At 39.6% G+C, this 24468-nt stretch carries 18 protein-coding genes and 1 pseudogene; 14 read left to right on the top strand and 5 right to left on the bottom strand.

What is annotated here, in order from left to right; all coding sequences use genetic code 11:
• Positions 1 to 14: 14 nt before the first annotated feature.
• A complete protein-coding gene (locus V6C71_07365) occupies positions 15 to 2045 on the bottom strand; it encodes a chromosome segregation ATPase (GenBank protein ID HEY9768314.1) in 2031 nt (676 codons plus the stop codon).
• A 233-nt stretch (positions 2046 to 2278) separates the two neighbouring features.
• Positions 2279 to 3172: an Hsp33 family molecular chaperone HslO gene (hslO, locus tag V6C71_07360; protein HEY9768313.1), complete on the bottom strand. Its 894-nt coding sequence runs from the start codon at positions 3170 to 3172 to the stop codon at positions 2279 to 2281.
• Positions 3173 to 3645: 473 nt separating this feature from the next.
• Between hslO and V6C71_07355 the strand changes: the two genes are divergently transcribed.
• Together V6C71_07355 and V6C71_07350 are read left to right on the top strand one after the other, a co-directional pair.
• A complete protein-coding gene (locus V6C71_07355) occupies positions 3646 to 4833 on the top strand; it encodes a HEAT repeat domain-containing protein (protein HEY9768312.1) in 1188 nt (395 codons plus the stop codon).
• Positions 4834 to 4871: 38 nt separating this feature from the next.
• Entirely contained in the window at positions 4872 to 5933 is a 1062-nt protein-coding gene (locus V6C71_07350) for a glycosyltransferase family 4 protein (GenBank protein ID HEY9768311.1), read from the top strand.
• Positions 5934 to 5939: 6 nt separating this feature from the next.
• Here V6C71_07350 and tatA read toward each other — a convergent pair whose 3' ends face one another.
• Positions 5940 to 6110: a twin-arginine translocase TatA/TatE family subunit gene (tatA, locus tag V6C71_07345; GenBank protein ID HEY9768310.1), complete on the bottom strand. Its 171-nt coding sequence runs from the start codon at positions 6108 to 6110 to the stop codon at positions 5940 to 5942.
• A 140-nt stretch (positions 6111 to 6250) separates the two neighbouring features.
• Here tatA and V6C71_07340 point away from each other — a divergent pair, with 140 nt between their 5' ends.
• The 12 genes and pseudogenes from V6C71_07340 (at position 6251) to V6C71_07285 (ending at position 21461) form a co-directional block, all read left to right on the top strand.
• Complete coding sequence (locus V6C71_07340; GenBank protein HEY9768309.1) at positions 6251 to 7033, top strand: phycocyanobilin:ferredoxin oxidoreductase; 783 nt, start codon at positions 6251 to 6253, stop codon at positions 7031 to 7033.
• 454 nt (positions 7034 to 7487) lie between these two features.
• A pseudogene (tnpA, locus tag V6C71_07335) lies at positions 7488 to 7787 on the top strand (IS200/IS605 family transposase).
• A gap of 488 nt (positions 7788 to 8275) precedes the next feature.
• Complete coding sequence (locus V6C71_07330) at positions 8276 to 9268, top strand: sodium-dependent bicarbonate transport family permease (GenBank protein HEY9768308.1); 993 nt, start codon at positions 8276 to 8278, stop codon at positions 9266 to 9268.
• Between the two features lie 206 nt (positions 9269 to 9474).
• A complete protein-coding gene (locus tag V6C71_07325; GenBank protein ID HEY9768307.1) occupies positions 9475 to 10227 on the top strand; it encodes a response regulator transcription factor in 753 nt (250 codons plus the stop codon).
• Positions 10228 to 10357: 130 nt separating this feature from the next.
• Entirely contained in the window at positions 10358 to 11689 is a 1332-nt protein-coding gene (locus tag V6C71_07320) for a HAMP domain-containing sensor histidine kinase (protein ID HEY9768306.1), read from the top strand.
• A gap of 112 nt (positions 11690 to 11801) precedes the next feature.
• Positions 11802 to 12482: a phosphate signaling complex protein PhoU gene (gene phoU / locus V6C71_07315; GenBank protein HEY9768305.1), complete on the top strand. Its 681-nt coding sequence runs from the start codon at positions 11802 to 11804 to the stop codon at positions 12480 to 12482.
• A gap of 442 nt (positions 12483 to 12924) precedes the next feature.
• Entirely contained in the window at positions 12925 to 14730 is a 1806-nt protein-coding gene (locus tag V6C71_07310; protein ID HEY9768304.1) for an iron uptake porin, read from the top strand.
• 246 nt (positions 14731 to 14976) lie between these two features.
• The gene (gene pstS / locus V6C71_07305) at positions 14977 to 16062 is read left to right on the top strand and encodes a phosphate ABC transporter substrate-binding protein PstS (GenBank protein HEY9768303.1); all 1086 of its coding nucleotides are present in this window, start codon (positions 14977 to 14979) and stop codon (positions 16060 to 16062) included.
• Positions 16063 to 16220: 158 nt separating this feature from the next.
• Entirely contained in the window at positions 16221 to 16928 is a 708-nt protein-coding gene (locus V6C71_07300; protein HEY9768302.1) for a response regulator transcription factor, read from the top strand.
• A gap of 107 nt (positions 16929 to 17035) precedes the next feature.
• On the top strand, positions 17036 to 17587 hold the full coding sequence (locus V6C71_07295; GenBank protein HEY9768301.1) for a glyoxalase-like domain protein: 552 nt from the start codon (positions 17036 to 17038) through the stop codon (positions 17585 to 17587).
• 279 nt (positions 17588 to 17866) lie between these two features.
• Positions 17867 to 19789, top strand: a complete 1923-nt coding sequence (locus tag V6C71_07290) for a methyltransferase domain-containing protein (GenBank protein ID HEY9768300.1) — start codon at positions 17867 to 17869, stop codon at positions 19787 to 19789.
• A gap of 43 nt (positions 19790 to 19832) precedes the next feature.
• Positions 19833 to 21461: a mechanosensitive ion channel family protein gene (locus V6C71_07285; GenBank protein HEY9768299.1), complete on the top strand. Its 1629-nt coding sequence runs from the start codon at positions 19833 to 19835 to the stop codon at positions 21459 to 21461.
• A gap of 43 nt (positions 21462 to 21504) precedes the next feature.
• On the opposite strand, the gene lpdA is transcribed toward V6C71_07285, so the two are convergent.
• Both lpdA and V6C71_07275 read right to left on the bottom strand, forming a co-directional pair.
• Entirely contained in the window at positions 21505 to 22980 is a 1476-nt protein-coding gene (gene lpdA, locus V6C71_07280) for a dihydrolipoyl dehydrogenase (protein ID HEY9768298.1), read from the bottom strand.
• Between the two features lie 82 nt (positions 22981 to 23062).
• Positions 23063 to 24460, bottom strand: coding sequence for a hypothetical protein (locus tag V6C71_07275; protein HEY9768297.1), 1398 nt, complete (start codon positions 24458 to 24460; stop codon positions 23063 to 23065).
• Positions 24461 to 24468 lie beyond the last annotated feature (8 nt).

Raw genomic sequence — 24468 nt, 5'->3', positions numbered from 1 at the left:
CTACTCTGGGTCGATTAATTATCTCGTTCTTTTCTGAGCTTCTCTAGTTTAAAGGTAGGAGGTAAAGCTTCTGGCTGAGGAGGGTTGAGCTGTATTTGCCAGACTTTAATTTCTTTTTGAGCAGGAGTAAAGCTAGTTGTGCCAGAGGGAACCTGTTCGGCGATCGCGATCGCCCTTTCGAGAGAACTATTAGAAGCTTGTCTAGCTATAGCCAAGATTTGATCTGCCCAGTCATTGACATCCTGCACTACCTGATAACCAACCGAACTATTACTAGAAGCCTGTCTGGCAGTTGAGATTGCCCGAGCGAGAGCTTCTGGCGTACCCTGTTGGGCTAAATTACTAGCTTCGCGATAGTATCTTTGTCCATCTATTTCCTGTTGCCAACGTGCGATTTTATTTTGAGCTTCCGAGGATAAAGCTCTGCCCGAGCCAATTTTTCTAGCGGTTTCAATGGCTGCGGCATAATTATTAAGGTTGGCAAAAGATTCTGCTTCATCAAGAATCGGTTGGTCTTCAACTCGTTGAATATTGGCACGCCAGCTTCTAACTTCTTCTTGAGCTTCAGGGTAAAGAGGGCTATTGGAAGAGATTAAGTTAGCCTCCGCGATCGCTCTTTGCCAAGCATTAACGCTGTTACCGTAGGATAATTCTTTAGCACGACTTAAGACAGGTTGGTCTTCAATGGTCTGTATCTGTCCGCGCCACTCAGCTATTTCTTGACTAGCTTCGCTATAGCGGGGATTACCATTAGGAATTAAATTCGCTTCGCTAATAGCTTTACTCAGATTAGCGATGGTGCCGACTCTGGCTAGATCTCTGGCTTTTGCCAAATGAGCAACATCATCAATTTCTAGTTCCCAACGACGAATTAGCTTTTGACCTAATTGATAATATTCACTACCTCGCTTCAGTTTTTTGGCTTCGGCGATCGCTTCTTCGATGCCAAACACCGTATCTAACTGGGCGCTAGAGCCAGCATTTGCTAAAATTTGCCAATTTTTATTCCGCTTTTGCAGTTTTAAGCTGCTAGGAATACGGTTTGTTAGCTGAAGCAGTTGTCGCCAATCCTGTTGTTCGATTAGCTGCTCGATATTAGCCACCAACTTTTCTTTAGCCTCAGCAATAATTTCCTGAGCCTGCTCGTAAGCATAGCTATCGCGATCGATATCATCTGCTTTATTAATAGCTAAAATCAGGTCATCAATTTTGCCACTAGTAACCTGAATTTGAGCTTTATTCAGGCTGGCATTTTCTTCTTGAGCAACGTTGATATTGTTAATGCTTTCTTCATACTTAGTAGTCGCCCAATAATTATTGGAGCTATCGGTCAAACGAACTGCCCAAGTAAATGCGCCGTTCCAGTCAGCTTCGCGAAGCTTGTTTTCTACCTGCTCGTAGATTTCTTCACCCTCTGACCAAATAGTTTCCCAGTCATCAATTTTTTGAGCGACTAAGTCTCTCGCCGAGACATTGGCAGGAATTTTTTTCGCCGTAGCGATCGCTTGTTCTAATTTTCCCGACTGAAACTCTTCTTCGCCAATGTCGAGAATTGAAGTTGCCCAGCGGTCAATATTGCGATCTATTTCTGGTTTTAACGGGTGATTGCCGGGTAATACGGCGACTAACTTGATGGCGGATAACAAATCCTCAACATTTCTATCTTCAGCTGCATTTTGAGCGCAATAAAGGCGAATCGAGGCAGAAGCGACTGGCCAAAATACCTTAGAGCAGCTTTGGGTTTTTGGCAGCTTCAACAGCATTGAAGTTGCACCATAACCAATTCCACCAGAACACAATACCAGCAAGATTCCCCAAAGCTGCCACGTTTTCCATAAAGGTCTTTTCTGCGAATGAACGGTAGTAGTTGCTGAATCGATCATTGAGGAAGATGCTTGAGGAGTTACAGGTACTAAAACCTTCTCGGGAAAATTTTGAAGGCTAGAGCCCAAATCTGACTGCTCTGGTTTTTGACGGTTTATTTTAGCATTAGTCTTGCTAGTTGCATCTGAGCCAGAGTTTCGTGGTTCTTTGTTTATCGCCATAAATTACCTGATGTGATGCCAGTAACTTTCTCTTTAATTTGCTTACTCCTGGTGGAGGTTAAATCGTACCCTATCTTATCACTTGATTTTCTAGTGTAGATATTGTGAGTGTGTCAAGCTGATAAAGTTTTGATTTAGATTCAAATCTAGATGCTGTTTAATGGCAAATTTAGCTAGTTTCAACGATATCGATCGAATTCACCAAACTCTAATTAGGCTGGGTTAGCTATATTCTATTCCCTTCTCAAATCAGCGATTAACTGGGTTAGCTGCATTTCGTCTGCTTGATAAACTTCGCCACAAAATTGGCAGATTGCTTCTGCTCCCTCATCTTTTTCAATCATGTCCTGTAATTCTGCTTCGCCCAGCATTTTCAGTGCGCCCATAACTCTGGGAAAAGAACAGCCACAATTAAAGCGGACTTCATGAAACTCAGGAAAAATAAACAGATCTAAATCTCCTAATAATTCTCCCATAATTTCTTTGAGAGTTTTGCCTTGGAGTAACAGAGGAGTAAATCCAGATAATTGCGACACGCGGGACTCTAATAAATCAACCAAAGATTGATCTCTTGCTGCTTTGGGCATGATTTGTAATAAAATTCCTCCCGCTGCGGTAACTCCCATTTCACCGACAAAAACACCAACTAATAAAGCCGATGGCGTTTGTTCGGAAGTAACTAAATAACTAGCAACGTCTTCTCCTACCTCTCCTGAAACTAACTGGACAGTACTTGAATATGGCTGTCCATAGCCAACGTCGCGAACTACATGTAAATAACCATTACGACCTACCGCTTTGCCTACATCTAGCTTGCCCAAATCATTGGGAGGAAGTTCAACATCAGGGTTTTGGACATAGCCTCTTACAGTACCGTCTAGTCCAGCATCAGCTAAAATCGTTCCTAAAGGACCATCTCCTTTAACATGAATGTTGACCCTAGAACCTTCCTTCTTCATGCTAGAGGCTAGTAATAATCCCGAAGCCATTGACCTTCCCAAAGCCGCCGTAGCTACATAGGAGAGTTTATGTCTGCGTCTTGCTTCCTCAGTCAAGTCGGTAGTAATAACGCCAACGGCTTTAATTCCACCGTCTGCTGCTATGGCTCTGATTAATTTATCTGTCATTGGTATTTGATATTTATAATGTGTATGTGTGTTATTTGGATGTAAATAGATTTATGGTTTATCCAAGATTTGATTACCAAACAAAGTCTTCCGTCATCGGTTGCTGAACTTGGCAGAGATGAACAGCAACTGTTGATCTGAAAAAAACCGTGGTTTGCTCCTACTATAATTTGCTCGATTAATTTTCTGGCTCATTGTGATGCCACATAAGCTGAAATTATAATTATGCTAGCGCGGGAGATTAACTTTTTTCAAATTATTCCAACACCACAAGGCTTTATTACGGTAAAAATTGGGGTTTTTAGTTTAGCGTGATTGAATCAAATTTAGCTATCTAGGTTTGATTGTTGCTTTGATTTCAATGTTACGATTTTAGCAATTCTTTTTTGTGGCTAATTGCTGTTTAGGACCAGAGGAAAAGGGCAGTAGTCGCTAAAAATGACAAAAATTATTTTTCTAATCAACCATACCTTATGATCTATGAGCGTTTTATTGTTATTTTTATCTGTTCTGTATTATCTAGTTTAACTACTAACAGCAGCAGGGCTACAGAATTAACTGTCCTCAAGTCCAACTTTATCCCCGATACAGTCACATCTCAGGCAAATCATCATTCAGCGATCGCACAAGCGAGAATTAATGCCGAATACAACTATCAAAACTATCAAGTGGCACGATCGCCACAGTCTAGTCAACAGGTTGAAGCATCAGATGATTCAGACAATTCCGAAGCGTTTCCAATAATTAATCGGCGTTTGTTCTTGGCTGGTATGGCAATTACCTCGGCAATATCTTTGTATTTAGTGTGGCTACTGTTTAGAACACCAACCCAAAATTCACCAGCAATTACTAGATCGACTGCCGTAAAAAAACCCAAATATTTTATTATTAATTTTAAAAATAAAAGTAAACGCGCTCAAGACGTTCAAGGCGAGCCCAGAAAAATTGCTCCGAGCCAATCTTATTTTCGGCTAGATTCAAACGCAATAGAAGAGCCAGTTAGCCTTGAAGATATTAAACAGGTTTCCCCAATTTTTAACGCCGTTGACAGCGAGAATTTTCAGGTCGATCGAGGTAGGACTGAACCTCAGCCAGATTCTCTAGTTAAAGATATATCTATGATTGATAATTTGGCAGCATTTAATAGTTTAACAAAAATTAATTCTAATTTTAATCATATTGATGTTGTTTTGGAACTGATTCAAGATTTGCAGCAAAGCGATCGCCATCTAAGGCGTAAAGCAATCTGGGAGTTGGCTAAAATAGGAGATCTTAGAAGTATTCAGCCTTTAGTCAAAATTATATCCCAGGCGGATTCGATAGATAAAAGCTTAATTTTAAAAGCCGTTACTCAAATTACCAATCGTAATTTTCAGCCGATTAACACTGAGTTGTTTGCCTTGCTCCAAGCTAAAAGTCCTGAAGTGAGAATTAACGCGATTCGCGATTTAACCACTTTATATAAAAAATTTCTTGCCCCAGTTACCAAACAGCTAGCACAAATGCAGCTAGATTCAGATCGACAAGTTAGGCAAACCGCAACCCAAGCGTTGCAGCAATTAAATTCTGATTCTTCGCTCTCTATGTTGGATGACTATTTTAACAATGGAAACCATAATCTAGCCTCAGGAGAAGAAAAAAGTCAAACTAACCACATTTAGCCGTCGCGATACTAGCTGAGATAGTATTTAAATTAAAAATGTTTAAAATTCTTTTGTTATCGACTTCTGTAGGCTCTCTGGGTTCTGGACAGGGAGGAGGAGTAGAATTAACCGTGCAAAATGTAGCCCAAGAGTTGCGTCGTCGGGGACACCTGCTAGAAATAGTCGCTCCTGAAGGCTCTTGGTTGACTGATATTCCTGTAACTACGATTGAGGGCAATCTGCAAGTTCCCGTACAAACTCAACGCCGTGATGTGCCGATTTGCCTGTCCGATAATTCAGTGCTGGCTAATATGTGGGACTATGCTCGACAAGTACAGCAGAATTATGATTTGATCGTTAACTTTGCCTTTGATTGGCTGCCTTTTTATTTAACTCCTTTTTTTGAGACGACGATCGCTCACTTTATCAGTATGGGTTCAATGACTGATGCCAGCGATCGCATAATGCACCGCCTAATTCAGCAATATCCTGGTACTTTTGGGGTATACACTCAATCTCAGGCCGATACTTTCCCATTTGCCCATGACTGTAAAATTTTAAGTAGTGCGATTGATTTGTCCCTATATCAGTTTAATCAACATCCCGAAGCAAGTTTGGCCTGGTTGGGGCGAATTGCCCCCGAAAAAGCTCTAGAAGATGCCGTGGCAGCCGTCAACATTACGGGGATGCCTTTAAAGATATTTGGTAAAATGCAAGACCAAAATTATTGGTCACAGATTTGTCATACTTACCCTGACGCACCCATAGAATATTTAGGCTTTCTCAATACTGAGAAGCTACAGCAGGAGTTAGGGAAGTGTTGCGCTTTGTTAATGACTCCCCGCTGGATTGAAGCTTTTGGTAACGTGGCGATCGAGGCTTTAGCCTGTGGTGTGCCGATTATTGCCTACCGTCGTGGTGGCCCTGCCGAAATTGTCCGCGATGGTGAAACAGGTTTTTTAGTCGAACCAGACAGCATTTCAGGACTAGTAGCAGCAATCAACAACATCGATCGCCTAGACCGCATAGCTTGTCGTCAACAAGCAGAAGCAGAGTATTCTTTAGTGGCTTTAGGCGATCGCTTTGAAGCTTGGTTTAATCAACTAATTAATTATTAATCAAGTTTATTCTCGCTCTTGTTCTTCTTCATCTAAGCGAGGATTATCCATTTCTTCTTTAAAACCCCTGATAGTTTTGCCGAGGGCGCTGCCGATTTCAGGAATTTTTTTGGGACCAAAAATAAGTACTGCAACTAAGCCAATCACAGCGACTTCAGGGATGCCTAAACCGAACATAATTAAATCTCCTGTTCTAAAATCTATTACGATTAATAGCTATATATATCTATAAAGTCTGTCTCAGTATATCGTTAAATTTATCGGCATCTGTGGCTACTATTATTTAATTGCCTAGATCAAGCGTTTTAATAACTGTAATGTTAGAAACTTCCCAACCTTCCCTGCGCCAAGAACAACATCCTTTGATCCATCGACTTGCAGAAAGAATCCTCAACTATTGGCAAAAATATTTAGAACTCTCAGCTTATACTTTGCCTGAAGGATTAGGTTATGTTGAAGGCAAACTGGAAGGGGAAAGATTGCGAATTGAAAATCGCTGTTATCAAACTCCTCAGTTTCGTAAAATGCACCTGGAGTTAGCCAAGGTTGGTAACAATCTAGATATTCTCCACTGTGTGATGTTTCCTCATGCAGAATACCCCTTACCAATTTTTGGCTGTGATATTGTGGCAGGTAGAGGCGGAATTAGTGCGGCGATCGCTGATTTGTCTCCCAGTAGTCCTGAAAAAACTTTATCTTCTGACTATATCAAGTCGCTTTCAGGTTTACCAGAGGTGAGCTTTGCCGAAGTTAGAGACTTACCCGCTTGGGCGGATATTTTTTCTGATTTTTGTCTATTTGTACGCCCTCGCGATGCAGCAGAAGAACAAGATTTTTTAGATTTAGCCTCTAATTATTTGCGGATTCATTGTCAGCAAGCAGTAAAATCAAATCCTGTCTCGCACCAACAGCAAAAATTATATTTGGCCGGGCAAAGATATTACTGCACTAAGCAACAACAAAATGATAAAACTCGTCGTGTCTTAGAAAAGGCTTTTGGCGAAGAATGGGCAGAAAACTATATGACTAGTGTATTATTTGATATCCCTGAAGCGGAGATCGATTCGGCATCGGCGATCGAGGAAAAAACTAGCCTTTAAATTTATTTCCGCTTGGCTTTAATTCAGGCTTTCAGCCAATATTTCGCTCAGTTTATCTACAGCTTTATTTACTTGACAAAAAGCTCCAGTTGCCAATTTATTTGACCTGATGTAACCTTATAGCCTAAAATAGCATTAGTAACTAAACTGTAAATTAAATTACAGTTGCCCGCAGAGAAGAGTTCAGCTTTATATGGAAATATTGTCTCTTTCTCTAGTACTAGTATTAGTTACGGTCTACGACTTAGCTGTTAATACAGAATGGTGAGTAAGGCTGAAGAAAATACAAGTATTTTGAAGCTATCAAAAATCAAATAAGGAAAAGAAGAGAGATGTAAATTGTGCTTCAATGTAAATCTTTTCCTTAGTCCACTTTAATTTAAAATAAAAAAAGCGCTGTCTAGGTTTAAGACAGCGCTTTTTTTATGCTGTTGAGTGCAGGTTGACCAAACAGATAGAAACAAGATTAAAAGAAATTCTGCAAAATATAGCTACTGAAATTCAAGTAGACATATTAGAAATGGAAGTAAAAGACATAAATCATGTACATCTTTTAATATCTCTAGATCCCCAGTTTGGAGTTCACAAAGCTGTTAAAAGATTTAAAGGTGCAAGCTCTAGGTATCTGAGACAAGAGTTTCCACAGTTAAAAAAACGTCTTCCTACCTTATGGACAAACAGCTATTTTGTATCGACTCTCGGAGGCGCACCTCTAGCTAAGATAAAGGAATACATTCAAAAATCAAAAGCGTAGCCGTTAAACTTCGTTCGGGAGGCCGAAACGGTCGGCTTGGACGACCATGTTCCACGCCGTGGCTTACCCCATACTTAGAAAGCAGGGGCCCTGGCCCTTCAGGGTCTTCGGTTATAAATAAACCAGTTATTTAATAAATTGCCAATACTTATAAAAAACTAATTAATCGAGTTGAGAATTGTAAAGTTTTTTAGCCGTAAAATTAGCTACTAATCATTTGCTCAAGTAGTGCTAATTATATAATCAGCTGTAAAATAAGCTCTAATTATGGCTTAGGCTTAATTTTCTAACATTTGATAAGATAATCATTTTTGTTTTAATAATCCATTAATAAAAAGGTAGTTTATTAAAGATTTATTAGGATATAACTTTAGTGAATGCAATACAATAATCTAAATATTAAATGTCAAATGTATCTTTTTGAATCCATATTGATTTTTAAAACCTACTTTATAGAAGATTAAATTAGATCGCAACTAAATTAAATTATGGACTCTAGTTTAATTCTCTCAAATATATTAAACCCGCCTGTTCTATTCTTCTTTATTGGCATGATGGCGGTTTTTCTTAAATCTGATTTAGACATACCTCATCCTTTACCTAAACTGTTTTCGCTTTACCTACTGTTTGCCATTGGGTTCAAAGGTGGGCATGAGATTCACGAAAGCGGCATTAATAATGAGATTGCCTTAACTTTATTGGCAGCAATTCTTTTGGCTGCTATTGTGCCGATTTATTCTTTTTTTATTTTGAAGATCAAACTAGATGCCTATAATGCAGCAGCGATCGCTGCTACTTATGGTTCAATTAGTGCCGTTACCTTTGTTACTGCCAGTTCATTTTTAGAACAGCAAAATCCACCGATCGCATATGGGGGACACATGGTGGCAGCTTTAGCCCTAATGGAATCTCCAGCAATTATCGTTGGTTTAATTTTGGCGCGGTTGTTTACCAGTTCACAAAGCAAGGATCTCGAAGAAGGTGGAAAATTTTCTTGGTCAGAAGTTTTGCGCGAAGCCTTTTTAAATGGTTCGGTTTTTCTCTTATTGGGTAGTCTATTGGTAGGCATGGTCACTAGCCAGAATGGTTGGGATCGGCTGGAGGTTTTTACTGGTGATATATTTTACGGAATGCTGACTTTCTTTTTATTAGATATGGGACTGGTTGCAGCTAAAAGGATCGGCGATTTAAGAAAAAGCGGCTCGTTTATCATTGCATTTTCCATCTTTATGCCAGTAATCAACGCACTAATCGGTATTTTTATCGCCAAAGCGATCGCGATGTCTCCTGGTAATGCTCTTTTATTTGCCGTGTTATGTGCCAGTGCTTCTTATATAGCTGTACCCGCAGCAATGCGCATGACCGTCCCCGAAGCTAATCCTAGCCTGTATATCTCTATGGCTTTAGCGCTAACTTTCCCCTTCAATATTATTATCGGCATTCCCATTTATTTAGCAATAATTAATCGTATTTGGGGATAAATACGGCGTTAACTACCGTTAATTTAGCGAACTGCTAATATTGAAACAAATATAACCATAAAAAATAGTCATAATTAAGTTAAGTTCAGTTTAATTAAATGCATTGAATCAACTTGCTCAGAAACTTGCAGTTAATTTGACCAAGATTTCGCAATTAGCGGTTTTGGTGTATAAGTAAGAATGCGGACAATTAAAAGTATTTATTTATGCTTTCCCTACAAAATCTCCAATCTCCTGATAAGTCCAAGCTAGCTCACACTAATCGGATCTTGCTAATTGAGGACGAGGACTTAATTAGAGACATGGTTACTGTTGCACTAGAAGAAGAAGGCTATGAGGTTCATACTGCTAACAACGGCAGAGCTGCCCTGAATATGTTACAAAGCCCTGATTTTAGCCGAGCCAAATTAATTCCCGACTTAATTATTTTGGACTTGATGTTACCAGAGGTAAACGGATTAGATATTTGTCGCTTATTGCGCTACCAAGGAGATATTACGCCTATTTTGGTAGTTAGCGCCAAAAGTAGTGAAACTGACCGAGTATTGGGTCTTGAAGTGGGAGCAGATGACTATTTGAGCAAACCCTTTAGCATGAGAGAGTTGATTGCTCGCTGTCGCGCTTTATTACGTCGTCAAAGATATACTAGCTCGTCTCCTAGTTCAGTTCAGAAATACCGCGATATCAGTCTTTTTCCTCAGGAATGCCGCGTTACAGTTCGGGGGGTTGAAGTTAATTTGTCTCCTAAAGAATTTAAGTTACTTGAATTATTCATGAGCTATCCCCGCCGAGTTTGGTCACGGGAACAGCTAATTGAGCAGGTATGGGGAGCGGACTTTTTAGGAGATACTAAAACTGTTGATGTTCATATCCGTTGGTTACGGGAGAAATTAGAGGAAGATCCAAGCCAGCCTGAATACTTAATTACCGTCAGAGGCTTCGGCTATCGCTTTGGGTAATAATTGGTCTAGGGAACATTGAGGCTTAATCAAAGTAATACATCTAATCTGAATTAAAGTAGTGAATAGGTTTGTACTAAAGCTAAGAGCTTTTGCTACAGTTAGCTCAGTATGAGTTAGCAACTACCCCATGTCAGCTTTAGATTTTCTCTTAGGATTAGCAGTTGGTCTTGGCATTTATGCTGGTCAACAATATCGATTTAAACAAAAGTTAAAGAACACACTTAGTTCATATACTAAAGATGAAGATGGTGAAATATCTTTACCATTACATTCTTTGATACGTCGGGAGTTAAGCGATCTTGACCGTCAGCGCAAAATACTCGAACGAGACAAGCAGGCTTGGCAAGATCTGATTGAGCTAGCACCAATGGGTTATTTGCAGGTAGATGCTGAAAATCAGCTTTTGGGCTGTAACCAGAGTGCGAAAAAGTTACTGCGGATAGATTCTCGGCGATCGCTACGGGTTCGTTTGTTATTAGAGCTGGTACGTTGTTACCACTTAGATCTTTTAATTGAGGAAACTCGCCGCTCTCAACGTTCCCAGACTAAGGAGTGGATCTTTTATTTCACTCGCTATGTTTCGCCACAAGATCCTGAGCTTGAAATCGATATAGATAGACCGCTACAAAAAATAGTCGAATCGATCGCTCTCAAAGGCTATGGATTTCCTTTATCCAATCAGCAGGTAGGTGTTTTTATTGAAAATCGTCAGCCGTTAGTGGAATTGTCGCAATCGCGAGAGCGCACTTTTTCGGATCTGACACATGAACTGCGTACCCCTCTTACTTCTATATCTTTAGTCGCCGAGACTCTAATGAGGCGTTTACAAGATCCCGAACGTCGTTGGGTAGAGCAATTACTTCAAGAAACTAATCGTCTGATCGAACTAGTACAGGAATGGTTAGATCTAACTCAGCTAGAGGCTGCTCCCGATCGCGCTTTAAAATATGAAACTATCAGACTGTATGATTTGATTCACTCAGTTTGGCAAACTTTAGAACCGATCGCTAAGCGAAAAGAAGTTACTTTATCCTATGCTGGCGATCTCCAGATAACGATTTCTGCCGATCGCTCGCGTTTAATTCAGGTTTTTCTCAACCTTTTAGACAATGCCATTAAGCATAATCCACCGCACAAAGAAATTTTAGTTCAGATATTACCTCTGACTGCTGCGGAATCCGCTACAATAGATAAAGTGAAGATCGATGTGATCGATTCTGGTATGGGGTTTAATGCGACCGATCTGCCCTATATCTTTGAACGACTCTATCGAGGAGACAAATCCCGCGCCAGAGAACAAGAAAGCAACTTTTATTCTGAGGGTAGCGGTTTGGGTTTAGCTATTGTCGAGCAAATTGTTAAGGCTCATGGAGGCGCGATCGCCGCTAAAAATCATCCTCAATTTGGTGGTGCGTGGCTCGAAATAGTCTTACCAATAAACAAGATTGAAAAAGCTTAATCTATTTTGATTAATTTGGTTAATTAAGATACAAATCGTTAGCAAAAATTAAGCGTTTTTGTTATCAAGATAGAACATATAAAACATATTTCTATTTAAAATAACTATATATATGGTGAAGTTAGTGTCTTTATCACCCAAAGCCAATCATCAAGAGGCAAATCAATTAGAGCGTTCTCTTCGGCGAGTACAGCAGGAAGTCCTGCGGATGGGTACTTTGGTTGAACAATCATTTCGCCTAAGTCACCAATCTTTATTTGAACAAGATCTTGATGCGATTCAAAAAATAATCGTTCTAGAACAGCAAATTGATGTTTATTATCGACAAATTGAATCTGACTGCGCTACTTTAATGACGCTGCAAGCACCCGTTGCTCAAGACTTACGAATGCTTAGTGCTTTTATGCAGCTAGTGCGAGACTTAGAACGGATTGGAGACTGCGCTCAAGATTTGAGTGAAATAGCAATTAAGTTGATGAAATATCCTACCCAGAAAGTGTTGCCCGAAATTGCCGAAATGTCTGAACACGCTCAGCTAATGTTAGCGACAAGTTTGGTAGCCTTAGCCGATTTGGATCAAAGCGCAGGAGCTAGAGTCAAAGAATATGATGACATTGTAGACGATGCTTACGATCGCCTTTATGATGCGATCGCTTTTCAAAAAGATGTCCCAGGCGTAGTCGAACCGATTCTCCTTTTGGGCTTAATTATCCGTCATTTAGAAAGAATGGCAGACCACGCAACTAATATTAGCCAAAGAGTTACCTATATCGTAACGGGTAAAAGAAATTGACGGGCTTCTGCTTTAGCTAAAAAAATAACCATAAAATATAGATTACGAAAAATTGCCGTAAGCTATAACTAGAGTAGGTTCGGGGTTGATATATCGAGCTAAATTAGTAGATCTTTGAACATTAACCTTTACTTTACATAGCCTTAATTGATCCATTTAAGTTAATTAAGTTAGTATTGATTTTGGCGAAGGCATTAGAAACAGATCCAGCTTTGGTCGAACACGCTCAACGTAAAATTTATGTTTTCTAGCTTCAGCTATGGAGAATGTTCTTGTGCAGTGTGCGGTCGATAAAATGTCACGGTTTTTAATGTATCCATCTCAAAGTTGATTATACTGGGTTATTAATTAGCTACGATGTTTATCATCAAAAGCCAAATTAAATTGTAATAAATACTACGTTTAGTAGTTGATTCATATTTTAGGTGTGTGAGGATACATAATGAATAGATTATTTTGGCAAGCAGTAAAAGTTGCTCCTATATTATTGGCAGCTTATTTATTTTCAGGTAACAAGGTCAATGCTCAAACTATCTCAGCTGAGAAAGAAGGAGTAAACCAAACTCTAGAAAAAATTAATAACTATCAAAATTTAGAGCAAAGCGGCGGTTTATCTCAGGTTACTAACGTTAACCAGTTAAGAGACGTATCTCCCACAGACTGGGCTTATGAAGCATTACGTAGTTTAGTCGATCGCTATGGCTGTATTGCTGGTTTTCCGAATCAGACCTATCGTGGTGACCAGGCTTTGACTCGTTACGAATTCGCTGCTGGTTTAAATTCTTGCCTAAACCAAATTGAACGCCTAATTGCTTCTCAAGAATCTGTTAGTCAAGAAGATTTGGATACAATTGCTCGTTTGTCTCAAGAGTTTGAAGCTGAACTAGCTACACTAGGTGGCAGAGTAGACGAACTAGAAAGCCGTACTGCGGTTTTAGAAGACAGTCAGTTTTCTACTACTACCAAGCTTAAAGGTGAGGCAATCTTTGCAGTTGCTGAGGCCTTTGGTGGTGGTCAAGATCTCGAAAGCATAGCCGAAGACAGTCTTGGTGTCGATAATATTACTGACGAACAGTTTCAAGCTTTTGTTGGCGATTTTAACCAAGATGGCATAATCGATGAAGATGATGCTGATGACGCAGAAGATGCATCTGACCTCGATACTGAGACTACCTTGAGCGATCGCGTTCGTCTAAACTTTCAAACTAGTTTTACTGGTCAAGATATGTTACAAACTAGGCTCGAAGCTGGAAATGTACCAGATTATGGTGATGACGTAACTGGCACAGAGTCAACTCGTTTGAATTTTGATGGAAATGAAGACAATAACATAGAGCTTGACGAATTGTTCTACCGTTTCCCAGTTGGTGAAAGAATCACTACATGGGTGGGAACTAACGGTTTGGATTTCGATGATATTTTCAACACTAGTAACCCTCTTTTATCAAGTACTAGCGAAGGTGCTTTGTCTCGCTTCAACCGTTATAACCCATTGGTTTTCCGTGGTACTAGCGGTGCTGGTGCTGGTGTTTCATTTGACATTATTCCTGATACTGTAGCTGTCACAGGGCTATATTTAACTGACACTGGTGTTGATGATGATAATGGTGCTGCCGATCCTGCTGGCGAAGAAGGTTTATTCAACGGTTCATCTAGTGCAGGTGGACAACTAGAATTCACTCCTTTTGATGCTTTGGAACTTACTGCAACTTATGTTCGCAACTACCAAACAGGCGATGAGGTAAACCAATCTGGTAGTACCGTAGGTGGTCTAAACCAAGGTTTTGCTACTCAACCCTTTGGCGCAATTGACACAACTGCCGACAAATTTGGTCTAGGAGCTAGCTTCAACCTTGGTGACAAATTGGTCTTAGGTGGTTTTGGTGGTTACTCCAAGGTGAAAGGTTTGATAGCGGGAGATGATAATAACCTCTCTGGTGAAATCTGGAGTTGGGGAGCAAACGTTTCTTTTCTTGACCTGTTAAAAGAAGGTTCTCAGTTAACTTTTGCTGGGGGTCTGGTTCCTAGGTTCGGCATAGATAATGAAGAAGCAGCAGCAGCAGTAGCAGCAGGTACTATTCCAGGTGGTGACCCAGACACTTCTTATCTAGTCGAAGCACAGTACAAGTTCCCTGTTAACGACAACATTTCGATTACTCCTGGAGCTTATGCAGTGTTTAATCCTAATCACAATAGTGGAAATGATACTGTTTATGCAGGTGTTCTGCGTACTACCTTCCAGTTCTAAATCTTTAACTTAATTAGTATTTATTGATGGCAAGGTTAGCAAAATTAACCTTGCTTTTTTATGATTACAAATAAGGTTTAGTTAACTGATTGTTAACCTTTTCTTTATCTACAAGTAATCAAAACGAGATAAATTAATGTAGCTATGGAAACAAAAAGTGTAACTTTTGCTTAATTTCCAGCAATTGTTGTTCGATAAATTATCAAACTATCTAACTCTGAACAGTTAACAAATAAGACAGTATATATGATTTCTACAGTTTCTCTCAGACGAAAAGCTCTCTTAGCTCCTCTGCTAGCGTTAACTCTTGGTCTTACTGCTTGTGGTGGGGCTGAAGCTCCTGGTGAAGGTGGTAATGCTGGTGGTGGCAATGCTGGTGGCGAGTCCGTATCTTTGACTGGTGCTGGGGCAAGTTTTCCCGCACCTATATATCAAAGATGGTTTTCTGAATACAACAAAGAAAATCCTAATGTTCAGGTAGCCTATCAATCTGTTGGTAGTGGTGCGGGAGTCGAACAGTTTATTCAAGGCACGGTTGATTTTGGTGCTAGCGATGTAGCCATGGAAGATGAAGAGATCGCGCAGGTGGAACGGGGTGTGGCTATGTTACCGATGACTGCTGGTAGTATTGTCTTGGCCTATAATTTACCCGATGTTCCTGAACTCAGGCTATCTCGTCAGGTTTATACAGATATCTTATTAGGCAAAATTACTAAATGGAACGATCCAGCGATCGCATCTTTAAACCCCGATGCTAACCTGCCAGACAGCAACATTACTGTTGTTTATCGTTCTGACGGTAGTGGTACTACAGGAGTTTTCACTCAACACCTCAGCGCAATTAGCCCTGAATGGTCAGAGAAAGTTGGTGAAGGTAAAACTGTTCAATGGCCGGCAGGAGTTGGTGCAAAAGGTAATGAAGGTGTAACAGCGCAGATCCTTCAAACCGAAGGTGCATTGGGCTACGTTGAGTATGGCTATGCCGAACAGCAGGATATTCCTACCGCTACTTTAGAGAACAAGGCAGGAAATTATGTCACGCCTTCTGGCGAAAGTGCTGCTAATGCTTTAGCTGGGGCTACCTTGCCCGAAGATTTACGAGCATTTGTCAGCGATCCTGAAGGAGATAATTCTTATCCTATCGTTACGTATACTTGGCTGCTGGCGTATCAAAATTATGACGATCCCAATAAGGTACAGGGCTTGAAAGATGTAGTCAACTGGTCGTTAACCGAAGGACAGACTTACGCAGATGAATTGGGCTATATTCCTTTACCTGAAAACGTAGTCAAGAAAGTTGAAGCCAAGCTAGAGACGATTCAGGCTCAGTAAAATTAACTTCAATTAGACAGCTTATAGCCGAAAGCTCCTGAAATTCCCTGTCAGCAATGATGGGGAATTATGGTCTTAAGCTTCTAATTTTGCTCATAAGTCTTATTATGGAAGTAGTTAATAGTCTATGTGGCTACTAAACATAACTCAGAAACCTTATGTCAGAAAAACAACAGCTTTTACTAGTAGACGATGAGCCTGGTATTAGAGAATCAGTACAAGCATACTTAGAAGATAATGAAGCGTGGAAAGTGGCTATAGCTAGTAATGCGGAAGAAGCTTGGCGTCAGATTGAATCTCAAATTCCCGATCTGATTATCTCCGATATTATGATGCCTGAGGTCAACGGCTATCAATTTTTAGCCAAGTTAAAAGAAGATCCTCGGTATCGGTCAATTCCTGTAGTTTTTCTGACGGCTAGAGGAATGACGAGCGATCGCATTCAAGGTTATGAAGCTGGTTGTGATGCCTACCTTTCCAAGCCTTTCGATCCTGAAGAATTAGAGGCAATTGTTAAAAATTTGCTTTCAAAAATCAAATCTACTACTGGTAACGGTGAAAGCAGTGCTGAACTCGAAAAAATCGCCAAAGAATTAGTCGAAATTAAAGCAAAATTAGACGATAAGCTGGGTGGAAGTGGCTCAATTACAGTAACTCCGCCACCGATTAAAATAGATTTAACCCCTAGAGAACAAAGCGTTTTAGATCTGGTTGCCCAAGGTTTGATGAATAAAGAAATTGCCCGTGAATTAAGTACCAGCGTTAGAAATGTAGAAAAATACGTCAGCCGTCTTTTTGGTAAAACAGGTACCAACAGCCGTACTGAATTAGTCCGCTTTGCTTTGCAACATGGCTTAACTCAATAATCGATAATTAATAGTTAACAATTAAATTAAAACCAGTTTTATAAAACCTATTTTTCTAAAATTCTCAGTTTAAGATGATAGCTAACACTATTTGCTCGGGTAGATTGATGACAAATTATATGGGTGCATTCTTACCACCAATAGCTTTGGATAGTTTATTTTCTACCCAAGGCATAATGGTAATGCTGTTAGTGGCTTATGCGGGGGCAATGTGGATGTTCCTCAGCAGCGCGCCAAAAGTATACACGGTTATGGTATCAGATTTACAAAACGCTCAGCGATTTTATGAAGGGTTATTAGATCTGCCTGCTGCTGATGTTCCACTGCATTATTACTATAATTACGAACAGGCGATGGGTGCAGGAGGGCTCGATCCACTTTATATGTCGGCAACTACTGGTAATACAGCTTTGAATAGTCCAGATGGACTATGGTATCAACTGAGAAAAAATACTCAGCTTCATATCATTGCCGGTGCCAGCGGTGGTTATAAAGATCGTCAGCGTCATGTTTGCTTTGACCGTGATTGCTTAGAAGCTTTGTTGATGCGAGTTCAATCAAGACGATTGAAGTATAAAATACGTCGCGATCGCCCTTTGAATTTCTTAGTCAAAGATGTTGATGATCGCACTATTGAAATGGCAGAGGTTTCTAACTAATTCTAATTATTAGCAGCCTGTAGCTGGCTAATAGCAATTAATATTTTTCTTATAGGCGATCGCTATGGCGATCGCCTATTTTTTATGTTTATTTTGGTTATTTCTCTCGATTTTTCTAACAGCTTGACCGCTTAATTAAGTATTCATCAAGCCAATATATAGTAAAAATACTGAAATTAATTGCACTTTTTTATTCATAGGTTAGGATTTAAAAATGCAAATCAATTGCAAAACTTTTTGCTTTAAATAAAAGATTTTACTTACTCATAAAGATTGATTATGGTTGCATTATTCCAGTCTCAGGATCTTAATAAACATCTATCTCTAGGCCCTGTTGAAAACTTGGAAAGTTACGTAAAACCAGACTGGTGGCAATATTTATTTAATGCTAATTATTTAAAAACCGATGGTGATGTTGTTGAAGATGAAACTATTACCAAAAGTGAAATTGATTTATTTGTTAATATTTTAAATTCTGATAAACAAAGCGCCATTTTAGATCTGTGTTGTGGACAGGGCAGACATAGCTTGGAACTAGCTAAACGTGGCTTTGATCATCTATCAGGACTTGATAGATCTAATTATTTAATTACCCGAGCAGATACCTTAAATAAACAACAAGGAAGTAAGATTAGTTATCGAGAAGGTGATGCCAGACAATTACCTTTTGCTGATAATGCTTTTGATTTCGTAATTTTAGCAGGCAATAGTTTTGGTTATTTTGAATCAGAGCAAGATGATTTAAAAGTATTACAAGAAATAATTCGAGTTCTAAAACCTCACGGCAAGCTATTAATTGACATTACTGATGGTCAATATATTAAAGAAAATTTTCAGCCTCGAAGTTGGGAATGGATTGACAGCAAGTATTTTGTTTGTCGAGAACGCTCTCTTTCTCAAAACCAAGAACGTTTAATTTCTCGAGAAGTTATTACTCATGTCGAACAAGGAGTAATTGCCGATCAGTTTTATGCCGAAAGACTATATACCCGCAATAGTATTACTGATTTGCTGAGTCTAGCTAGCTTTAATTCTATTCAATTTCACACAGAGGTAGTTACCGAATCTAGACGCAATCAGGATTTGGGCATGATGGCGCAACGAATGATTATTTCTGCTGTTGCTAATAAAGAATGGACTCTTGATTTATCAAAGCACAACTTGAAAACTGTGGCGGTATTAATGGGAGATCCTCATCAATCCGATTTAATTAAGCCTGATGCTAACTTTGACGATGATGATTTCTTGACCATTAATCAGTTAAAAGAAGCTTTAGCGGAGTTACCAGGATATAAGTTTGTCTATTTGGATTGCCATGAAAAGCTGATTCAAAATTTACCAGCAATGGCAGACGAAATCGATTTTGTCTTTAATTTATGTGATGAAGGATTTAACAACCAGGCAACTAAAGAGTTACATATTCCTGCCCTACTGGAAATTTTAGATTTACCCTACACAGGCGGTACTCCTAAATGTTTGGCTTATTGCTATGACAAATTATTGGTTCGTAGTATAGCTCAAGCCATGGATATTCCCGTTCCTCAAACTTTAACGATCGCACCTGAGAATACTTCGGTTGAGTCTGCTGTAGATTTTCCAGTCATTGTTAAACCCAATTTTGGTGATTCTAGTTGGGGAATTACTCAAGATAGCGTTTGTTACAACCTACAGATGTTAGAAAAAGCTATTCTACAGGTTAGAGAAAAATTAGGCTATAGTCAGCCGATTTTAGTCGAGCAATTCCTTGAGGGAAAAGATATTAGTGTAGGAATTATTGGTAATCCTCAGCAATCCTATACAGCTTTACCGATTATCGAAGAAGATTATGCTTCTCTACCTCCAGAATTACCTCGCATTTGTGGTTATGAGGCAAAATGGTTGGCTGATTCTCCTTATGGGAAAATCACCTCGGTTACCGCCAATCTGCCCCCAGAAACAGAACAATTTTTAATTGCTAGCTGCGTCAAATTGTTTGAGCGTCTTGAATGTCAAGACTACGCCAGGTTTGACTGGCGACTGGATGCCAACAACATCCCCAGATTGTTGGAAGTTAATCCTAATCCTGGCTGGTGTTGGGATGGTCATTTAGCCAAAATGGCTCAGATTGCCGACATATCTTACGTTCAAATGCTGGGTAAGATTCTTGAAGCAGGAGAAACCAGAATTGCGGCGATCGCTATGAAGCAAAATCTAGGTGCATAGAACGAAGTTGTGAATATTATCGCGCGATCGCGATCGCTGGTTAATGGCAGATTATTTTATGGGCAGCACGATTAAAAAATACTTTTTCTTTTGGATATTCATCAGCACGATTATTTTTATCAATATTTTTGCAACGCCAATTTGGGCGCAGTTGCCATTATTGCCCAAACTAAATTTGGAAACGCTCAAGTTAGATAGTGCAAGCAATACTAAGGTTTCAGCTTGTGTCCATCTTGATGGTCATTGTCTATTTAAATTGTCAGATCGAAAGTCAAATTTGGCACAACGAATTAGGTACACCGAAGAACGCTTATCCGACGTTAAGGATATATATCTTCAATCTAACCAGACTCAATTAGATGTTTCTTCTAGAGGAGATCAAAATCAGCTAAGTCTTGATGTTGCAGTAGGCGCCAAAAAGATCCCTGTTTTGACTCTCGATCGCCAAGATGTAGTTGTTCAGGGTGCTAATCTTAAATCTCAGGCAGAACAAATAGCCGCTCAAATCAAAAGAGGTTTAGAGAAAGCCAGACAAGAAAGACAATCTTCTTTTCTGCTGAAGCAAACACAATTAGCAGGAGTTGTCTTGCTGCTAATGGTGTTAAGCAACTTTGTTTTATTTTGCCGGCTCAAACACTTAAATAAAGTCAAGCTATCTCTTCATTACGATCCTGAGTCTCTTTCCTCTCAATTAGAACTGAGAAAAACATTTAATCTTCAAGAAGTACAGTATCGCTTATTACAGTTGACTCAGCTAATTGTCTGGGTGGGAGGATGTTTACTTATTTTAAGTTTTTTCCCTTATACTCGCCTGGCTCAACTATGGATTATTACCGTTCTCAAAATCCCACTACGGCTAATAGTGGTTATTTGGCTTTGTTACATTTTAATTCGCTTAAGCTACGCAGCGATCGCCAGAATCAATTCAGTTATCACCAATAACGCTTTTAGTGATAACTATGTGTTGAACGCGGATACTAATCGCCGACTCCAAGTTAGAGTTAACACTTTCTCTCGCCTTTTTAGAGGCATTGCTACCTGTTTTTGGGCTGGTATTGCTTTATTTATCGCTCTGGGTATGATTGGTTTAAATGTCACTCCTTTACTCGCTGGTGCTGGTGTTTTGGGTTTGGCTTTCTCTTTTGCTGCTCAAAATTTGATTAAAGATACGATTAATGGTCTGCTGATCGTTTTAGAAGATCAATATGCCGTTGGCGATGTAGTAACTATCGGCCAAGTAGGAGGATTAGTAGAAAACTTGAATTTGCGAATTACTCAGCTTCGGGATGGAGAAGGGCGTTTAATTACTATTCCAAATAGCTCGATTAATATAGTTGCCAATCATTCAAACGGCTGGTCGAGATCTGACTTGAAAATTCCCGTGGCATATCAAACTAATGTGGATGAAGCAATTGAATTAATTGAACAAATAGCTAACCAAATGTACCAAGATGGTGAATGTCGCGATAAAATACTCGAACCGCCACTGGTATTAGGAATAGAAGATTTTGCCGAACGAGGCTTTATTGTGCGCCTGTGGTTTAAAACCGAACCACTTAAACAATGGGATATCTCCCGCGAATTTCGTCGTCGGCTTAAAAATGCTTTTGAAGAAGCTGGTATACCTTTACCACTACCTCAACAACAGGTTTGGTTGAGTCGTCATAATTAGAATAAGCGATCGCAGAGGCAATTAATTACCCCTGCATAATAATCTAAACTCCAACTACTTGAGCGCGTTTGTAGGCTTCGTCTAGTACTTCAGATAAAGTCGGATGTGTATGGATATTAAAAGAGAGATTTTGTACTGATTCTCGTTTGGCGATCGCATTTGCTGCTTCTTGAATTAAATCCGAAGCATGGATCCCAATGATGTGTACTCCTAATAATTCCCCTGTATCCTGGCGATAAATAATCTTGGCGACACCTTCGGTTTCTCCTTCGGCTAAGGCTTTGGAATTACCTTTATAAAAAGATTTAACCGTAGCTACTTTATAGCCTTCGCGATCGCCTATTGCTTTGGCTTGAGCTTCTGTCAAACCTACATAACTAATTTCAGGATGAGTAAACGCAGCCGCAGGTATACAGCGATAGTCTACTTCTTTATCTGCGCCGCACATATTTTCGATCGCGATTACCCCTTGTCCCGAAGCAGCATGAGCCAACATCATTTTACCAGTGGCATCTCCTACCGCCCAAAGATGAGGCACTGGTTGTCCATCCCGTAAAACCTGCATTTTATCGTTGACGGGAATAAAGCCACGCTTGTCTAATTCGATGGCCAAAGTTTCTAGACCGAGTTTTTTAGTGGCGGGGATGCGTCCAGTGGCTACTAAACAGGCATCCACTTCTAATACTTCTACTACCTCTTTGGTTTTGGCATCGGTTAACTCAATAGTTACAGGTGCGCCAGGAGTGATTTTAGTCGCAAAGACACCTTGGTAAGTTTCGATGTCGCGGCGATCGAGTAAAACTTTTTTGGCAATTTTAGCAATGTCAGGATCGAACCCAGGCATTAAAGTATCTAAAGCTTCGATAATCGTTACTTCGCAACCCAAAGCAGTATAAACATCAGAAAATTCCAACCCAATATAGCCACTACCAATAATGGCAATCCAGTCTGGAAGAGATTCTAACTTAACTGCATTATCACTAGTGAAGACAGTTTTACCATCTATTTCAATCCCTCTGGGAACAAAAGGAATCGAACCAGGACAAAGCATAATTTCCTTGGCGGTGTAGGTTTTATCTCCTGCATCGCTCTTAACTTTAACCTTTTGAGTTCCTGCCAACTCACCCCAACCACGAATAATATCTACCTTCAGACGTTTAAGGCTGTTGGTTAAATCTCCTTGAATTTTGTTAACCAAATTAGTCGCATGATCGGCGATCGCGCTACGCTTAAACTGGATGCCTTCTAGCTGAATACCCATATCTTGTAAGTGATGAGCATCGCCAAACTCTCTAACTCTGCCAGAAGCTGCTAATAGAGCTTTTGAGGGGATACAGCCACGATTAACGCAAGTACCGCCCATGTCTTGGGCTTCGATGATTGCTGTTCTCAAACCATTTTTAACTGCGTGTAATGCTGCACCGTGTCCACCAACGCCTGCACCAATAATAATTAAATCGTAATCAAAGTCGCTCATTGCTATTTCTTCTATAATTGCTCCAGTCTTATATTTTGACATCCTCCCGACTCTGATTGCTAGTGCAATACAGATTTGAAACAAGCTGCTACCATGGCTGCGCGATCGCACTCATTAGCTTATGTTATAAATCGGGGAGATATTCAGCATATTTTTGGTAAACGCTAATTCCTGGTATGTCTTCTTTAAATTCTGAGGGAATACTATACTTGTCTGCCGTGTATTCTTCCCGTACCAGAGCGATCGCTCTAGAGGGATTTTCCCATTTTTTAAGTAGTTCAACTAGCTGCTTAAATTCCAAATATGCTTTGCCATGTCGATTGGTCAATCCGATTACCTGTAAGATTTTGGCATAAGCTTGAGGAGTGCTTTCTGCTTGAGAAATATTTAGAATTGGACCGAGCTTTTCAAAACTTTCGTAGTTTTCCAAGACGGGAGAAACTAAATTATCACTTGAGATCAAATCTTTGCCTTGAAGACTCTCTACTACATCTGAAATACGCTTGAGAATTGAAAAATCTTTCAACTCATACTGCTTGAACAATGCCAGCAGTTTTAATCCCAGTTTGTATTGACTCAAAACCTTAATTTCTTTAGCGTAGGTATCAATTGCTTCTCTTCCTTCTTCTGTAGTAATTAATGGCAAAACTTCTACTTGTTTTTGGTTAAGTTTTTTAGCAAAAGCTTCTTGGTCAATATCGCGATCGCTTGCTAAATTGTCGGCAACATACTGATAAAATTCTTGTTGTTTGCGGCTACGATAGCGTAACTCAGTTTGTTCTAAACGTAAAAAGCTTTTTTGAGCAGTAATAGCTGCTTGCAACAGCTCAACACAATTACCCAATCCTTTATATCCTGCTTCTTTAGAGATATTAATCTTGATTCTTAACAGAAGTAAAAACTCTTCACTGCCGAATTTGTCATTGTTTATATTTTCTGCTTTGTTACCAATTGAGGTAATTTCTTTAAAAGATCTATGGTGTAGACTGATTGAACCTTCGGGAACTTGTGGCTTGCCATATTTTTCTTGATAGTTACTTTTAAAGACTTCCGTAATTCCTTTGACAAACGGAGTAGCTATTAGAAACACTAAAATAGTAGCAGGCAAACCAATGGTTAGCATTTTAAATGCTAAAGGGCTTGATATCTCTAAAGAATCGGAAGAATCTGAAGTACTCGAACGCTCATCAATTTTGTTCTCTTTAAACTTGTTTAATTCCTTGAGATTTTCCAGCTTTTCTTGTCTTTGCTGCAAAGCATCAATCATCTCATCGTCAGAATCGGGGGTTTGATTAGAAGCTGGCTTTTGAGCTAATTCATACTGTTTGATAGCTTTAATAGCTGTTGTAGAGTGAGAAATGCTATTTTCAAAAGAGGTGGCTATTTTATTCTGGCTTTTAGACGAAGTAATCGGTTTCTGCTGCCTGATGATAGTTGAGGCATCGATGTTAGAAATGCCGATGCTGTTACAACCTAATATTAATGCGGTGGTTGCCAAAGAAATATATTGCAGCTTGCTCATGATAATCT

Source organism: Coleofasciculaceae cyanobacterium, from assembly GCA_036703275.1.
Lineage (GTDB): Bacteria > Cyanobacteriota > Cyanobacteriia > Cyanobacteriales > Xenococcaceae > Waterburya.
This window is presented reverse-complemented; position numbering and strand designations above follow the sequence as displayed.